The 15,359-nt window shown below is 71.1% G+C and carries 12 protein-coding genes; 6 read left to right on the forward strand and 6 right to left on the reverse strand.

The window, feature by feature from the left end; genetic code table 11:
* Nucleotides 1-74: 74 nt before the first annotated feature.
* The 3 genes from OWM54_RS00055 to OWM54_RS00065 all read left to right on the forward strand — a co-directional run bounded on the left by OWM54_RS00055 (nt 75) and on the right by OWM54_RS00065 (nt 4,049).
* Nucleotides 75-1,421, forward strand: a complete 1,347-nt coding sequence (locus OWM54_RS00055) for a 2Fe-2S iron-sulfur cluster-binding protein (protein WP_223748706.1) — start codon at nt 75-77, stop codon at nt 1,419-1,421.
* Complete coding sequence (locus tag OWM54_RS00060; RefSeq protein ID WP_267696257.1) at nt 1,418-2,905, forward strand: FAD-dependent oxidoreductase; 1,488 nt, start codon at nt 1,418-1,420, stop codon at nt 2,903-2,905. The genes OWM54_RS00055 and OWM54_RS00060 overlap by 4 nt, the downstream gene beginning before the upstream one ends.
* A 349-nt stretch (nt 2,906-3,254) precedes the next feature.
* Nucleotides 3,255-4,049, forward strand: a complete 795-nt coding sequence (locus tag OWM54_RS00065) for a trypsin-like serine peptidase (RefSeq protein WP_223748708.1) — start codon at nt 3,255-3,257, stop codon at nt 4,047-4,049.
* A gap of 4 nt (nt 4,050-4,053) precedes the next feature.
* Here the strand turns inward: OWM54_RS00065 and OWM54_RS00070 are convergent, their stop codons facing one another.
* Nucleotides 4,054-4,917: an SDR family NAD(P)-dependent oxidoreductase gene (locus OWM54_RS00070; protein ID WP_267696258.1), complete on the reverse strand. Its 864-nt coding sequence runs from the start codon at nt 4,915-4,917 to the stop codon at nt 4,054-4,056.
* Nucleotides 4,918-5,078: 161 nt separating this feature from the next.
* Here OWM54_RS00070 and OWM54_RS00075 point away from each other — a divergent pair, with 161 nt between their 5' ends.
* Nucleotides 5,079-5,546, forward strand: a complete 468-nt coding sequence (locus OWM54_RS00075) for a universal stress protein (RefSeq protein ID WP_223748710.1) — start codon at nt 5,079-5,081, stop codon at nt 5,544-5,546.
* A gap of 11 nt (nt 5,547-5,557) precedes the next feature.
* On the opposite strand, the gene OWM54_RS00080 is transcribed toward OWM54_RS00075, so the two are convergent.
* Nucleotides 5,558-6,508 (reverse strand): hypothetical protein, encoded by a 951-nt coding sequence (locus OWM54_RS00080; RefSeq protein WP_267696259.1) that lies wholly within the window; start codon nt 6,506-6,508, stop codon nt 5,558-5,560.
* Between the two features lie 261 nt (nt 6,509-6,769).
* Between OWM54_RS00080 and OWM54_RS00085 the strand changes: the two genes are divergently transcribed.
* Nucleotides 6,770-7,300, forward strand: coding sequence for a hypothetical protein (locus OWM54_RS00085; RefSeq protein ID WP_267696260.1), 531 nt, complete (start codon nt 6,770-6,772; stop codon nt 7,298-7,300).
* A gap of 22 nt (nt 7,301-7,322) precedes the next feature.
* On the opposite strand, the gene OWM54_RS00090 is transcribed toward OWM54_RS00085, so the two are convergent.
* The 4 genes from OWM54_RS00090 to OWM54_RS00105 form a co-directional block, all read right to left on the reverse strand.
* Nucleotides 7,323-8,093 (reverse strand): lysophospholipid acyltransferase family protein, encoded by a 771-nt coding sequence (locus OWM54_RS00090; RefSeq protein WP_141327203.1) that lies wholly within the window; start codon nt 8,091-8,093, stop codon nt 7,323-7,325.
* Between the two features lie 18 nt (nt 8,094-8,111).
* Nucleotides 8,112-8,894 (reverse strand): exodeoxyribonuclease III, encoded by a 783-nt coding sequence (locus tag OWM54_RS00095; protein WP_267696261.1) that lies wholly within the window; start codon nt 8,892-8,894, stop codon nt 8,112-8,114.
* A gap of 85 nt (nt 8,895-8,979) precedes the next feature.
* Nucleotides 8,980-13,230 carry a lamin tail domain-containing protein gene (locus OWM54_RS00100; RefSeq protein ID WP_267696262.1) on the reverse strand — a complete coding sequence of 1,417 codons (4,251 nt, stop codon included), beginning with the start codon at nt 13,228-13,230 and terminating at the stop codon, nt 8,980-8,982.
* Between the two features lie 277 nt (nt 13,231-13,507).
* Nucleotides 13,508-14,461 carry an alpha/beta fold hydrolase gene (locus OWM54_RS00105; RefSeq protein WP_267696263.1) on the reverse strand — a complete coding sequence of 318 codons (954 nt, stop codon included), beginning with the start codon at nt 14,459-14,461 and terminating at the stop codon, nt 13,508-13,510.
* Nucleotides 14,462-14,564: 103 nt separating this feature from the next.
* Between OWM54_RS00105 and OWM54_RS00110 the strand changes: the two genes are divergently transcribed.
* A complete protein-coding gene (locus OWM54_RS00110) occupies nt 14,565-15,356 on the forward strand; it encodes a phytanoyl-CoA dioxygenase family protein (protein WP_267696264.1) in 792 nt (263 codons plus the stop codon).
* The last annotated feature ends 3 nt before the right edge of the window (nt 15,357-15,359 follow it).

The raw sequence follows: 15,359 nt of genomic DNA on the forward strand, positions 1-15,359 counted from the left end.
CTCATGACCGGGGTGCGTCATGCGCCGACAGGCTTTGACCACCCGCGGGCGTTACGCCATTTTGCGCGGCACCCATGCGACGTCTCCCAGATGCCTCGTTGCGCGGCAGGGCCATCACCGTGGACCTCGAGGGCGAGAGCATCCCCGCCATCGAGGGCGAGCCGGTGGCATGTTCCCTCGTCGCCGCGGGCGAGCCCATGCTCGCCCGTTCCGTGAAGTACCACCGCCCTCGCGGGCCCTACTGCTTCGCCGCCGCGTGCTCGCAGTGCCTGATGCGCGTGGACGGGCTGCCCAACGTCTACACGTGCCGCACGCCCGCGCGCGACGGCATGAAGCTGGAGCGGCAGAACGCGTACCCCTCCGCGAAGGTGGACGTGTTCGAGACCATCGACTGGTTCTTCCCCAACGGCCTGGACCACCACGAGATGTTCGCCGGCGTGCCCGTCGCGGAGACGGTGATGGCCAAGGTGGCCCGGCAGTTGGCGGGCCTGGGCCTGCTGCCCAAGGACGCAGCCCCCGCTCCCCCGCCGTCTCGCACGCTGCGCACCCGCGTCGCGGTGGTGGGCGCGGGCGCCGCCGGGCTCGCCGCCGCGAGGGAGCTGACCGGACGAGGCATCCCCTTCCTGATGTTCGAGCGCGAGGACCACGTGGGTGGCCGGCTGGCGCACGGCGCCCCGGAGGCGGACGCGCCCGCCATCGACGACGTGGCCACGCTCGCGCGGGACAGCGTCGTCACCCGCGCCACGGCGCTGGGCCTGTACGACGACGAGCAGGGCCGCTACCTCGCGGTGGGCGCCCGGGAGAACGGCGAGGCGCGGCTGCTCAAGGTCTACGCGGAGCGCTTCCTGCTCACGCCCGGTGGACACCCTCCGATGGTGCCCTTCGAGAACAATGACCTGCCCGGCGTCTACGCGGGCCGCGCGGCCAGCCTGCTGTTGCGTCGGCACGCGGTGGCGCCGGAGCGCGCGGCGCTGGTGGGCTGGGGCCAGGAGCTGCAAGGGCTGGCGCGGCTGCTCGAGGAGCACGGCGTGAAGGTCGCCGTCGTGGTGGACCTGAAGGGCGCGCCGGGCGCGGGAGCGCATCCGACGACGGTGGAGGGCTCGGAGCCCAAGGCGCACGGCCTCCGGCACGTGAGCGGGTTCAGCTTCACGCCGCGCCAGGGGGGACGGCGCAAGGTGGACTGCGACGCGGTGCTGGTGTCGGTGCCGGTGACGCCCAGCTTCGAGCTGGCGCGGCAGGGCGGCGCCAAGGTCTCGTTCGAGGCCTCGCGCGGACTGTTCCGGGTGGAGGCGAGCGCCGAGGGCCGCACCGACGCGGCGGACGTGTTCGTGGCCGGAGACGTGACGGGCGGTGGCAGCGCGAAGGAGGCGTCCGATGCGGGCCGCCGCGCGGCCCAGGCGCTGGTGGAGGGACTGTCATGAGCAAGTCGATGATCTGCTCCTGCGAGGACGTCACCGCGGACGACGTGCGGCACGCGGTGTCGCGGGGCTACTGCGACGTGGAGTCGGTGAAGCGCTACACGGGCTTCGGCACGGGCATCTGCCAGGGCAAGAGCTGCCTGTCCGCCGTGGCCGCGCTCCTGGAGCAGGAGAAGGCGCTCAAGGCCGACGCGGTGGTGCCCTTCACGCCCAGGCCTCCGCTCTACCCCACCGAGCTGCGGCTGCTCGCGAGCGCCCCGGTGGACGAGTCCCAGCCCCCCGTGGGCGGCGTGCCCCAGGAGGTGGATGCCTTCCCCAAGGGCCTGCGCCCCACCGAGCCCCTGCCCGCCAAGGCCAAGGTGGTCATCATCGGCGGCGGCATCATGGGCCTGGCGCTCGCGTACAACCTGGCGCGCGAGGGCGAGACGGACGTGGTGGTGCTGGAGCGCGGCTACCTCTGCGCGGGCGCGTCCGGCCGCAACGGCGGCGGCGTGCGCATGCAGTGGGGCACCCCGGCGCTGGTGGAGCTGGCCAAGCGCTCCATCGACCTGATGAAGGGCTTCGCCCGGGAGATGGGCATCAACGTGTGGCTGCGCCAGGGCGGCTACCTGTTCCTCGCGCGCACCGACGCGGTGGCCAGGCGGCTGGAGCGCAACGTGGCGCTGCACAACCGCTTCGACGTGCCCACCCGGCTCGTCACGCCGGACGCCGCGCGCGACATCGTCCCGGGCCTCACGATGAAGGGCTGCGTGGCCGCGTCCTTCAACCCCGAGGACGGCGTCATCTTCCCCTGGCCCTTCCTGTGGGGTTACGCGCAGGGCTGCCGCAAGAAGGGCGTGCGCGTGGAGACGTACACGGAGGTGACGGGCTTCGACGTCAGCGGCGGACAGATCCGCAAGGTGAAGACGGACCGCGGCGACATCGCCTGTGACACCGTGGTGCTCGCGTCCGGCGCGTGGAGCCCCGAGGTGGCGAAGCTCGTCGGCGTGCAGCTGCCCAACGAGCCGCACCGCCACGAGATCCTCAGCACCGAGCCCCTCAAGCCCTTCCTGGGGCCGCTCGTGTCAGTGCTCGACTCGGGCCTGTACTTCAGCCAGTCCATGCGCGGCGAAATCGTGGGCGGCATGGGTGACCCCAAGGAGCCCGCCGGGCTCAACATGGGCAGCACCCTGCGCTTCGTGTCCCGCTTCGCCCAGGCCCTCATGGAGCAGCTGCCCCACGTGGGCCACGTGAAGGTGCTGCGCCAGTGGGCCGGCTGCTACGACGTGACGCCGGACAACAACCCCATCCTCGGGCGCACCCCGGGCCTGGACAACCTGCTCCAGATGTCCGGCTTCGTCGGCCACGGCTTCATGATGGCCCCCGCCGTCGCCGAGCGGATGGCGAAGTGGATGCGCACCGGCGAGTCCGACGAGCTCTTCACCCGCTTCAACCTGCGCCGCTTCTCCGAGGGCACGCTGGAGCGCGAGGACATGATCATCGGCTAGGCGCCCGCGCTCCGCTCACCGCGCCCCCGGGCCGCGTTCCCCCTCTTCAATGAGCGAGCGGAACGCGGCCCGTGGATTTTTCCGTCGCTGTCCGGGACCACGACACCCGACGCCGGGAGCGTCCCATTACAGGACAGTTCCGGAATTAATTGTAAATCACGAATATCATGAAGACTCTCGGCGGCGACGCGAAGGGGCTTTACAACCGCCGGTGACGGAGCGGAGCACGCGCGCACCACCCGGGGCTCGGCGCGAGGAGGGCTGTCGAGTGGAAGTGTCCCGCGCGGAACGCTGGCATGGGGAGTGCCTTGGGCACGCCGCGCGCAATCCCGCGTGTGGAGGAGACCCGATGTTCGCCAAGAGCCTGCGTGCGTTGTTCGTGATGGGTGCCCTGTCGGCCTGCGGTACCGAGCAGTCCCCCGATGTCCCGGACCAGGAGGCGAACGAGCCGCTGCAGTCGCAGGAATCCAACGTCATCGTCGGCTCGGTGAACTGGGTGAGCTCCACCACGCTGACGGGCGCGCAGGCCACGGCGGCCAAGGCGGTGGGCTACCTGTCCATCCCGGCGGTGGGCAGCCGCTGCACCGCGTGGCTGGTGTCACCGGATGTCATCATCACCAACAACCACTGCGTGGGCAGCGCGTCCGAGGCCGTGGGGGCCCGGGTGTCCTTCAACTACATCGACGGCGTCGCCTCGGCCAGCCGCGTCTGGTACTCCTGCGCCACGTTCATCAGGACGTGGTCCACCGACGACATGACGGCGCTGCGCTGCTCGGCGACCAACGGCCAGCTCCCCGGCAACGTGCAGGGCTACCTGACGGTGGCCAGCGCCAACGCCGCCACCAACGCGAGCATCTACGTGGTGCACCAGAACTGCGACTACTACACGTCGTCGGGCTGCTCGCCGACGAAGAAGCTGTCGCCGGGCGTGGTGAAGAACGCGAACTACTCCACCACGGACCTGTCCTACGACGCGGACACGCTGGGCGGCTCGTCGGGCTCGCCCGTGCTGTCGACGGGCTCCAACCAGGTGGTGGGCCTGCACCACATCGGCCTGGGCGGCAACTCGCAGGGCCGCGGCACGGCCAACACCGGCGTGAAGGCCACCCGCGTGAAGGCGCGTCTGGCGGAGATCGGCCTCTAGGCCGTCACGCCGGATTGGGCTCGCGCGCCAGCAGCACGGGCGACGCGAGCCCCACGGGCAGGGCGTCGGGCGCGGCCAGGGCCTCGCGGCGGACACCGCGCAGCGCCAGCCGCCCCAGGCTCCGCTGGAGCCCTCGTGGCAGGAGGGGCAACAGCCGCATCACCCAGCGGTGTCCCCAGCCCGGGTACACCAGCGCCTCGCCCCGCTCGAAGGCCGCCAGCGCGGCGCGAGCGCAGCGCTCGAGCGACATCTGGAAGAAGGGCGCGCGCCCCGCCTCCTCGGCGCCCGAGTCCCCCACCGGTCCCGGAGCCACGCGGGTGATGACCACGCCGCGCCCCTCCACCTCCAGCCGGAGCGACTCGGTGAAGCCGTCGAGGAAGCGCTGCGTGGCGGCGAACATCGCGGAGCCGGGCAGCATGAGCTGCGCCGCGCCCGAGCCGATGTTCAGCACCCCGCCCCGCCCCCGCTCCAGCATGGGCGCGAGCAGCCGGTGCGTCAGCAGCGCGGGCACCCACACGTTCGAGCGCAGGAGCTCCTCCAGCCCTCCCCAGCGCGCCTCCGCGTAGAGCCCCCGCAGGCCCAGCGTGGCGGTGTTCACCAGCACGTCCACCCGGACGAACTGCGCCTCCAGCGAGGCCACCATCGCGTCGACCCCGCGCGGCTCGCACACGTCGCAGGCGTGGAGGAGGACGCCCAGGGTGGGATAGCGCGTGAGCAGCTCCTCACGCAGCGGCTCCAGCCGCGCCACCTCGCGGTCCACCAGGACCAGCGTGCGGACGCGCCGGGACAACAGCCGGGCAAGCTCCCGGCCGATACCCCCGGCCGCGCCGGTGATGAGGACCGTGGCCTGATCAATGGGAGGTCGCATGGGGGCCATCCTGCGCACGAATCGCGGGCCGCGCTCGCCTCCCCGCAAGCTTTGCGCGTCGCGGTAGCGAACGGGCGGGCAGGCGCTGGCACGCAACTTCCATCTGAGGACGTTCGGCCCCACCCCAAGAGAGGGCCTTTCACCTCAGCGAGGAGCCGACCATGGCAGCGCCATCCCGAATTCTCGTCCCCGTCGACCTGAGCGAGGGCTCTCGCTCCATCGTCGACTACGCCCTCCAGCTCGCCCGTCCCTTCAACGCGTCGGTGGAGGTCCTCCACGCGTGGGAGCCCCCTCAGTACGTCGCGCCGGACTTGCTCGTCGCCGCCCCCGGATGGAACCCGCTCTCGCTGGAGCAGGTCGCCCTGGACACGGCGGGCAAGGAGCTGGCCACGCTGCTCAAGCAGATGGAGCCGGCCTCCGTCCCGCTCAAGCACCGCGTGGTGGTGGGCGAGGCGGCCTCCACCATCCTGGAGCTGGTGGAGAAGGAGGGCTTCGACCTCATCATCATGGGCACCCACGGCCGCCGGGGGCTGTCGCGCATGCTGCTGGGCAGCGTGGCGCAGAAGCTGGTCTCCCGCGCGCCCTGCCCCGTGCTGACGCTGCACGTCCCGCAGGACACCCAGAAGTAGGCGTCAGGGACTCAAGGCCCGAGCGCCGCCTTCAGGGCGGCCTCGCGCCGGCGCGCCGCGAGCACCGTGGGCACCGCCAGCACCGTCATGGCCACCATGACCAGCGCCGCGCCCAGAAGCTCGCGCGCCCCCACGCCCGGTAGCCCCAGCCACAGCGACAGCCCCAGCGTGGCCACCACGCCCGCGAGCACGCTGGAGGCCCGGTTCACCGGCACGGAGAACGCGTTCTCCCGCGCGTCCAGCAGGATGAGCCCACCGAAGATGCCGGTGCCCTGGGACAACAGCCCCACCAGCATCTCCTCCAAGAGCCGCCCGCGGGCGAACATGCCGGTGAAGCCCTCGCGGATGTCCAGCGCCGGCCCCGCGCCGCCCCACACCGCCACCAGCCCGAGCACCAGCACCAGGAAGGGCGTGGCCACCATCTGCTCCTCCACGAAGTAGCGGATGGACAGGCTCTTGTCCTCGGATTTGGCCAGCCGGCTCATCGCGCGCAGGCGGATGAAGTAGCTCAGCAGGTACACGCCGACGTCCAGCGCGGCCACCCACGTCAGGGTGGCGCGCGCGTCCTTCCCCGACGCGACGAGCACGGCGGCGAAGCTCAGCACCAGCGCCACCCACGAGGGCCAGCGCACGTGCCTGCGGCTGAGCACGTCCACGATGGGCGCCAGCACCAGCACCCCGCCGCGCATCAGCAGCATCATGAAGACGATGGAGGTGCCCTCCAGCGTGTACGCCAGCGTCGTGGTGCCGATGATGGCCGCCGAGCACATCCCCGACAGGAACGTCCACGCCCCCGGCGCGGGCACCCGCAGGCCCAGCACCTGGCGGTGCGCCGCGAAGCGCCACCAGCGCTTGAGCGAGAGGAAGACGAACATCCCCACCATCGACGTCGCCGCGCTCACCGGCAGGAGCGTGAAGCCGACGATGCCCTCCTCCATGCCCGGCAGGGAGCCGCTCGACAACGCCTTCGTCAGCGCGCTGTACGGGGCATACGCCGCGAAATAGCCGAAGGCATAGGCCCAGATGGTCAGGTCATGCGAGGAGGAGTCTTGCTGTGTCGACGATGTGGCCAGGGGAAACCTCGGGGCGTGCGGGCCAGGGCCTCCCCCACCCTACTGCAAGCCGCGCGCCCCGACCTGCCTCCCGGGAGGGAAACAAACCCATGCAATGGGTGTGGGCCTGCCGCGTAGACCTCTCAACCCGGTCGTCCCCAGGAGCCGTCCATGCGCTCACGCTTCCTTTCCACTCTGGCTCTCGCGTCCATCCTGGCCCTGCCCGCCTTCGCCGGCGATGACGCGGCCAGGAAGTCGACCTCCCCGGTGAAGGTCGTCTGCGACACCACGGCCAAGGACGGCAGCCGCGTGGTGCAGGGCACGGACCTGGTCATCGAGGCGGGCGAGAAGGCCAAGGATGTGGTCGCCGTGGAGGGCGACATCATCATCCGCAAGGGCGCCACCGTCGACGACGCGGTCGCCATCCGGGGCCGCGTCATCGTGGAGGCCGGCGCCGTGGTGAAGGGCGACGCGGTGTCCATGGGCGGCGAGGTCCGCCTCCGGGGCAACGCCCGCGTCGAGGGCAGCGCCGTGGCCCTGGGCGGCAAGCTGACCACCGACAAGGACGTCCACATCGAGGGCGACCGCATCAGCCTGTCCTTCGAGATCGGCGGGAAGGACCTGCTGCGCGGCTTCATCGAGGACGCGCTCGACGAGGAGTCGGGCTGCCACATCATTGACAACGAAGTCACGGACGCCTGAGCGGCGTGTCTCGTCGAAGCCGCTACGCGGCGCTGGGAGTCCCCGGCGTCGCGGCATCCTGGGTGAGCGGCTGCAGCGTGGCGCGCAGGGCGAGGATCTGCTCGCGCACCAGCGTCTTGAGCTTCTCCACGTCATCGAGCGTCATGCCCTTGGTGGAGATGGGCGTGCCCACCGTCACCAGGCCGCGCGAGGTGGAGAAGCGCCAGGAGTGCTTGGGCAGCGCCTTGCGCGTGCCGCTCACCGCCAGCGGGAGCACGTCCGCCTGCTGCTCGATGGCCAGGCGGAAGGCGCCGTCCTTGAAGGGCAACAGCTCGTCCGTCTTCGAGCGGGTGCCCTCCGGGAAGATCATCACCGGCATGCCCTTGCTCATCCACTGCTTGCAGCGCGCCATGGCGCCCGTGGCGGACTCCTTGTCGCCGCGGTGCACGGGGATGTCCCCGGCGATGCCCATCATCCACCCCACCACCGGCACCTTGAACAGGCTCGCCTTGCCCAGCCACTTCATCTCCCACGGCAGGCGGGAGATGAGGAACGGGTCCGCGTTGGACTCGTGGTTGCTGACCACCACCGTGTTGGGGGCCACCTGGTCCGGCACCGGCCCGTGGATGCCGAAGCGCCAGTACGGCGTCAGCTTCGCGGCGGTGACGCCCACCATGCGGAAGCACCGCCCCACCGCGTAGCGCTTCTTGTCGAACGGCAACGTGAAGACGGCGATGACGAGCTGAACGAAGAAGCCGACCAGCGCGACGATGCCAATCTCGACCCAGGTCCAGATGGAGAGCAGTGCGTTCATTGAGAGCCTCGAGGGGGATCAGCGGACGGCGGAGTCCAGGTCCACGCTCACCGGGCAGTGGTCGGAGCCCGACACGTCGGGGTGGATGGCGGCGCGCTTGACGAAGGCCATGGCCGCGGGGGACGCCAGCACGTAGTCGATGCGCCAGCCGATGTTCTTCTCGCGCACGCCGAAGCGCTGGCTCCACCACGAGTAGTGGCCGGCGCCCTTGTGGAAGTGTCGGAAGCTGTCCACCCAGCCGGCGCGCAGCCAGCGGTCCAGCTCCTCGCGCTCCTCGGGACGGAAGCCGCTCGTCTCGCGGTTCTCCCGGGGCCGGGCCAGGTCGATGTCCTGGTGCGCGGTGTTGAAGTCGCCCACGACGAGCAGCCGCTCACCGTCGCGCAGCGGCTTCTCCAGCTGGTCGAACAGGCGTCGGTAGAAGGCGAGCTTGAACGGGATGCGGCTCAGGTCACGGTCCTTCCCGTTGCCGTTGGGGAAGTACACGTTGGCCACGGTGAGCTTGCCGAAGCGGGCGAGCTGCAGCCGCCCCTCCACGTCCATCTCCGGGACACCCAGCCGGGTCTCCACCATGTCCGGCTCGTCGCGGGAGAACAGCCCCACCCCGCTGTAGCCAGGGCGCTCCGCGGCCGAGAAGTGCGTCTTCCACCGGGCCGGAGCACGAACCTCATCCGGCAGTTGCTCGGGGCGCGCGCGCACCTCCTGCAATGCCACCACCTGCGCCCGGGCGCCCGACAGCCAGGGCAGGAAGCCCTTGGTATGGGCCGAGCGCAGCCCATTCACGTTCCATGAGACGACTCGCACGGGAACGCTTATGACCCGGCCGCGCCGGGTTTTCCAGCCCCTACCGGTTGATGGACCCGGTAGGGGCCGGAAGGCCCTGAGTCAACTACTCCGTGGGACTGGCGCTGTTCTGCGGCTGGCGCTGCGTCCGGAGGATGAAGTCGGACGCGTTGTCGTCGGAGTCATACCCGTTGCCCGCCGCCGCGTCCGAGCCGCCCTCCATGGTGGCCGCCGTCGAGGAGACGGTCGCCTTGCGCTCGAAGGAGCCGGCCTCCGCGGGGACCGTCGGGAAGGCGGTGCCCTCGGGGGCATTGCCCGTTCCATAGGCGAAGGCGTCCACCTTGGCCGGGTCGTTCATGTTGGTGGTCGTCAACGCCGGCCCACCCAGGCGCAGGTTGCCACCGCCGGTGCGGCTGGCGGACATGGAGAACGCCGGACCCCAGTTCGCGTCACCCGCGACGGAGCCGGCGTAGTCCGGATGCGTCACCAGGAAGAAGCCCCGGGGCTGGATGACCGACCCCGCGGGCAGCGTGAAGGACAGGTACGTGGTGCCCGTCGCGCTCTTGTACTGGAGCTTCCAGCCGGACAGGTCCACCGGGCTCGTCGTCGGGTTGAACAGCTCGACGAACTCGTCGTTCGCGCCGCCCGGGCCCGCCGGCGCCGCCTCGCTGATGACCACGTGGTTGGCGCCCGCGGGCTGCTCCGTGACGCGCAGCTGCGCGGACACCGAGTCGCCGCCCAGGCTCGCCACCACCTGGCCCTCGCCGCTGACGTTGGCCGCCGTGAAGTCGAACTTCGCGGACAGCGTGTCGGCGCGCACCACCACCTGGGCCGGCACCGCGCCCAGGCTGGCCGGCTGCACGGACAGGCTCACCACCGTGTCCACCGACGGAGGCACATCCAGCGTCACCGTGAGCGTGGCCGTCCCGCCGCCCGTCACCACGACGAGCTCGGGAGACAGCTGCTCCAGCGCCGCCGGCTGGTCCACCGCCAGCACCGTCACCGTGGCGTCGCGGGACACCGCGCCCAGCGTGGCAGTGAGGGTGGCCTTCTTCACGTCCGGGTCCAGCGCGGAGTCGGTGTTCAGGAGCACCACCGCGGAGCGCTCGCCCGCGGGGATCACCACCTGGCCCCCCACCACGGAGACGGCGGGGCTGGACGACGCCACCGTCACCACCGTGTCCACCGTCACCGGTCCGGTGAGCGTCACCGTCAGCGGCTCCGGGAACGTGGGGCCGTTGACGCCCGAGCGCACGAAGACGCCCGTGGGCGCCAGCGACGCCAGCGACACCTCACCCGCGCTCGCGGGCACGAGGTCCGCGGCGGAGCGCGGCTCGATCTTCGAGTGGTCGTTGCGCAGCTCCAGCACGCCGGTGATGGAGAAGTAGCGGTCTCCCAGCGCCGGCAGCGGGAACGAGAACAGGTAGTCGTTGATGCGCAGCGCGCCGTCCACCTCGAACTCACCGGTGGGCGCGGTGTCGCCGCCACCCGGGGCGGGCGCGGTGTGGGTCACCTGCACCTGCGACACGCGCACCAGCACACCCTCCAGCGGCGTCGCGCGCGAGCCCCCCGTGGCCACCTCGGCGGGCGTCACCACCTGCGGAGGAGGCAGCGTGCTGCCCTGGGAGACCACCTCCACGGAGGGCGAGGCGAGCTGGAGCTGACCGAAGTAGTTGGCCACCGTCGCGTCGACGTTCACACGCGAGCCGGCCATCACGGTGCTCGGCGGCGCCGTGCGGGTGAAGACGAAGGCGCCGGAGTAGTCCGGCCCCTGGTAGCCCTGGTCCAGCGGGTTGACCTGCACGAAGAAGCCCGTCGCGCCCACGCCGGTGACGGTGGCGTTGGAGACGAACACGCGCTGGCCCAGCCACGGAGACGTTCCACCGGGCCCCGGCTGCTTCACCGTGTAGATGGACAGCGAGCAGGCCGCGTCACCCGGGTTGGGCGTCGGGCAGAGGTCGCACGCGTCGCCCTTGCCGTCGCCATCCGAGTCCGCCTGGTCCGGGTTGTGGGTGTTGGGGCAGTTGTCCGAGGCGTTCGGGACGCCGTCACCGTCGGTGTCGTTCGGGTCGGGGCGGGTGCACTCGGTGGTGCCGGGCGCGAACGGGCACACGTCGCACGCGTCACCCACGCCGTCGCCGTCGACGTCGGGCTGCACGCCCTGGTCCATCGGGCGCACCGGGTTGAACACGCCGGGGCAGTTGTCCACCTCGTCGGGGATGCCGTCGCCATCGACGTCCGCGCCCGACAGGCCACCGGAGTACACGGTGGAGCCCGACACGGAGGCCGGCCAGCGCGCGTTGGTGGAGGTGCGGGACGGCTCGCACGTCGGCTCATCCGTCGGCACGCCACACGCGAACAGCGGGTAGGCGCCGGAGTTGCGCGACTGCAGCGTGGACAGCGACATGCTGATTTCGGTCTGGAGGCACACCGAGCGCTCGACGCCGCAGACATCCAGCGTGTCGCAGCCCGCCCCGCTCAGGGCGGAGATGACGGAGGTCTCGCCGTAGAGCGCCTTGCCGCCGCGCATCGTCAGCACCACGTCCGCGGGCTCCGCCCGGATGACGGCGCGGTGCGGAGAGGCCTGGTGGCCGTTGAGCCGGAAGATGGCCACGTCCGCCACCTTGCCCGGCACCAGCGCGCCGGTGTTCGTCGCCTGGAAGGCGTGCGCCGCGTTGCCCGTCACCAGCGCCCACGTGTCCGCGTCGCTGAGCGAGTCATTGAAGTAATCGGTGTCCAGGTCGTCCGCGCAGCGCAGCTCGCGCAGGATGTTCATCGAGCCGGACTGCAGCCAGTCGGTGCCCAGCGTCATGTTGACGCCCAGGTACTTGTAGAGCGGGATGGCCGCGGTATCGCCATACAGGCCGATGTTGGAGCGCGGCGACCAGACCAGGCTGGTGCTCGAGGTGGCCATCATCCGGATGTCGCTGGCGCTCAGGCCGATGCCGTGGACCAGCGCGGTGCGGGAGCTCAGGATGTTCTGGCCACCGGACTGCTGACCGGAGAGGCAGAGGAACTCGTTGCGCGCGCTCGTCTCGATGCCCTCGGCGATGTGCGGCAGGTAGGCCGAGGCGGCCGGGATGACCGACGGAGAGTCGACGCGCTCGTAATCACAGCCGCTCGCGCGCTCGCGACCATCCGAGTCACCCAGGGGGAACGTCTGATACTCCGCGCCCGAGCCCGCGCCCAGGCCTTCCTGGTTGGTGCCCGTGTCGGACGTGTTCGGCGCGTCCAGGTTGCGCAGCAGGCCCTTGGCGCCGCCGGAGCCGGCGATGGACGTGGTGCCCGCGATGACCTGGCGCAGCTCCGCCCAGCGGATGCCGTCCGCGCCCACCGTGTTGCCCGCGGGCAGACGCGTGTGCTGGTTGTTGCCCTGGCGCCAGTCGTGGCGGTGCTCGTACTTCTCATCCGTCCGGGCGAAGGGCGCCTTCTGGAAGGTGATGTGGTCGTGCGCGTTGATGAGACCCGGCGACACCACCGCCTGGGGGCACGTGACCTGCGTGGCCGAGGCCGCGCCCGCCGCCTGCGAGCAATCACAGCTCACGCACTGGATGACACCCGCGGAGTCCACGAGCACCTGGCCCCCGTGATAGACCTTGTCGGGCGCGAGCACGATGCCCGTGAACAGCTTCGCCGCGCTACCCGACGTCACCGTGCAGTTCCCCGTCGTCGGAGGAGGCAGGTTCGCCGCGGGGCACATCACGACGTTGCCACCCCCCGGACCCGCATCGGGCTCACCCGGGCCGGCGTCGGGAGTCCCCGAGCCGCCATCCGTCTCACCGGGGCCGGCGTCGGGAGTCCCCGAGCCACCGTCCGTCTCACCGGGGCCCGAGTCGGGCGTACCGGAGCCGCCATCCGTCTCGCCCGGACCTGAATCAGGGGTGCCAGAGCCGCCGTCCGTCTCGCCCGGACCCGAATCAGGAGTCCCCGAGCCGCCGTCCGTCTCGCCCGGACCTGAATCAGGGGTGCCAGAGCCGCCGTCCGTCTCGCCCGGACCCGAATCAGGAGTCCCCGAGCCGCCGTCCGTCTCACCCGGACCCGCGTCGGGCTCGACATTGCCGCCATCCGTCTCACCGGGCCCCGCGTCGGGCTCGCCCGGGCCGCCGTCCGTCTCACCGGGGCCAGCGTCGGGCTCGCCCGGGCCGCCGTCGCCTCCACCCGGACCGGCATCCGGCTTCGGCGTCGGCTGACATGAGCTCTCGCACCCATCGCCGTTGGTGGTGTTTCCGTCGTCACAGGTTTCGCCGCGCTCGACGACACCGTTGCCACAGACAGGACCGGGAGGATCATCATCGCCGCAGGCGGTGACGACCAGGAGTAGCGCCGTGAGCGGCGCCAGCAATTGGCGGAAAGACATGAAGGAGAGACTCCGAAGTAGGTGTGACCTGCGGGGGGGCCTGCAGCCTACAACCGTCGTTGCTCCTTCGAGCTGGCAAAATTCCAACATCGGCGTAGCAAATTGCCACCCAGGGGGTGAGTTTCACCCCAGGGAAATTCAAGCAATTCAAAGATTTACGCACACAGCCAAGACAACCCCGCTGTCCCGGGTCCTTCGTGAGACATCCCAGACACAGACACAGACACTGCCTGTGTTTGCGCGCAGTCTCGCTGAGACAGAAGCGTCACACCCGGTGTCACGGCGCGGAAGGCGGCGCCTCCGCCGGCCGCAGCCCGTGGTCGACGAGGAAGCCCCGCACGGCGTCGGCGATCTCCGTCCCGGCCTCCAACAATCCCGCGTGCCCGGCGTCCTCCACCAGCATCCAGTGGGCATGTGGCAGCGCGTCACGCATGCGCACCATCTCCCGCAGCGGGACGAGGGTGTCATGACGCGCGGCGATGATCTGCGTGGGCACCTTCACCTGGGGCAGCACGTCCCAGGCGTGCCCCTCCGCGAACCCACGCAGCGTGTGCCAGTAGGCCTGGGGGCTCATCGTCCGCAGCGCGCGCAGGAACTCGTCGATGTCGTCACGCGGAGCCCGAGGCCTCAGCGCCCCCACCGCGCGGGCCAGCGGATACGCCAGCCGGCTGCCCAGGAACGCGCGCACCACGGGTGTCGCCAGAGGCACCGCGGGCGTCGCCAGACGGAGGGCCTCGCGCGCCGTGCCCAGCAGCGTCCTCGCCGCCAGCCCCGCGTCCCCCGAGCCCGCCGCGCCCGGGCTCCCCGCGATGAGCGTCATCGCCGGCACCAGGTCCGGACGGCGGCGATACAGCTCCAACAGGACGCGCACGCCCATGGAGTAGGCCACCTGGTGCGGGGGGCGTCCATCGCCGAGCGCCATCACCGCCTCCGTGACGCGCTCCAGGTCCCCCACGTGCACGGAGAAGTCGTAGTCGCCTCCGCGCGACTCCTCGCTGCCCCCGTGGCCCCGGTAGTTCCAGTGCACCACCCGGTGGTCCTGCTCCAGGCTGGCGACGACGTGGCGCCAGAAGTTCTCCGAGGAGCCGATGCCATTGCTCAGGAGCACGGTGGCGCGCGGCTTGAGCGCCTCGTCCGAGGACTCCTCGAGCAGCTCCCCCAGGTGCGTATGCCAGGCCACCCGGGTTCCATCCGGAGCGACGACGAAGCGCGTGGTGCGACGGTAGGGCATGCCGCCCTCACCATGGTGCGAGGACGGCGAGCGCGCAAGCCATGCGTGCCCCAGGCCCCGTCGTCACACTCCTCCACCGCAGGCGTCCGAGGTATGAGGGCGCATGCTTCGTGAAGACGCGCAGGCGCTCGACCTCACCCCGGTGCTCGCGCACTACGCCGAGCATGGCTATGCCCGGCTGGGCAGGGTCCTGGACGAGGAGGGCCTCGTGGCCCTGCGCGAGCGGGCGGACGACCTGATGCTCGGCCGCGTGGTCTACCCCGGCATGTTCTTCCAGCCGGACGCCACCACCGGACGCTACGAGGACGCCCCCCTGGGCCTCGGCTGGCAGGGGCCCTCGCTGGACTACCGCAAGCTGGAGAAGCTGGAGAAGGACGCGCGCTTCCTCGCGTGGCTGGAGAATCCGCTGTTCGAGCGCATCGTCCGCGCGCGCATCCCCGGCGACATCGTCCTGTACCGCGCCATCCTCTTCCACAAGGGCCAGGCCGGCGGCAGCAACCTGCCCTGGCACCAGGACGGAGGTCGGCTCTGGGGACTCACCCGGGAGCCGGAGCTCCAGTTGTGGACCGCGCTGGATGACGCCCCCGAGGACGGCGGCTGCCTGGAGGTGGTGCCCGGCAGTCACCGGCGAGGACTGGTGACGGAGCTGGGCGGCGTCATCCCGCCGGACCAGGTGGCCGCCGAGGACGCGGAGCACCGCGCGGTGCCCCTCCCCGCGCTCGCGGGCGAGGTCATCCTGGTGCACAACCACCTGTGGCACCGCTCCGGCCGTGGCCGCCCCGGCCTGAGGCGCCGCGCGTTCTCCGCCTGCTACATGAGCGCGGACACCCGCTGCGTGCGCAAGAAGAAGGCGCCCCGCGTGTTCCATCCGCTGTTCCGCCACGGACGCGACTGAAGC

The sequence above is a fragment of the Myxococcus sp. MISCRS1 genome, from assembly GCF_026626605.1.
Taxonomy (GTDB): domain Bacteria; phylum Myxococcota; class Myxococcia; order Myxococcales; family Myxococcaceae; genus Myxococcus; species Myxococcus fulvus.

Excerpts from the sequence above, each read along its gene's own strand:
- OWM54_RS00055 (WP_223748706.1), top strand. The coding sequence starts at position 75 with ATGCGACGTCTCCCAGATGCCTCGTTGCGCGGCAGGGCCATCACCGTG.
- OWM54_RS00060 (WP_267696257.1), top strand. The coding sequence starts at position 1,418 with ATGAGCAAGTCGATGATCTGCTCCTGCGAGGACGTCACCGCGGACGAC.
- OWM54_RS00065 (WP_223748708.1), top strand. The coding sequence starts at position 3,255 with ATGTTCGCCAAGAGCCTGCGTGCGTTGTTCGTGATGGGTGCCCTGTCG.
- OWM54_RS00070 (WP_267696258.1), bottom strand. The coding sequence starts at position 4,917 with ATGCGACCTCCCATTGATCAGGCCACGGTCCTCATCACCGGCGCGGCC.
- OWM54_RS00075 (WP_223748710.1), top strand. The coding sequence starts at position 5,079 with ATGGCAGCGCCATCCCGAATTCTCGTCCCCGTCGACCTGAGCGAGGGC.
- OWM54_RS00085 (WP_267696260.1), top strand. The coding sequence starts at position 6,770 with ATGCGCTCACGCTTCCTTTCCACTCTGGCTCTCGCGTCCATCCTGGCC.
- OWM54_RS00090 (WP_141327203.1), bottom strand. The coding sequence starts at position 8,093 with ATGAACGCACTGCTCTCCATCTGGACCTGGGTCGAGATTGGCATCGTC.
- OWM54_RS00100 (WP_267696262.1), bottom strand. The coding sequence starts at position 13,230 with ATGTCTTTCCGCCAATTGCTGGCGCCGCTCACGGCGCTACTCCTGGTC.
- OWM54_RS00105 (WP_267696263.1), bottom strand. The coding sequence starts at position 14,461 with ATGCCCTACCGTCGCACCACGCGCTTCGTCGTCGCTCCGGATGGAACC.
- OWM54_RS00110 (WP_267696264.1), top strand. The coding sequence starts at position 14,565 with ATGCTTCGTGAAGACGCGCAGGCGCTCGACCTCACCCCGGTGCTCGCG.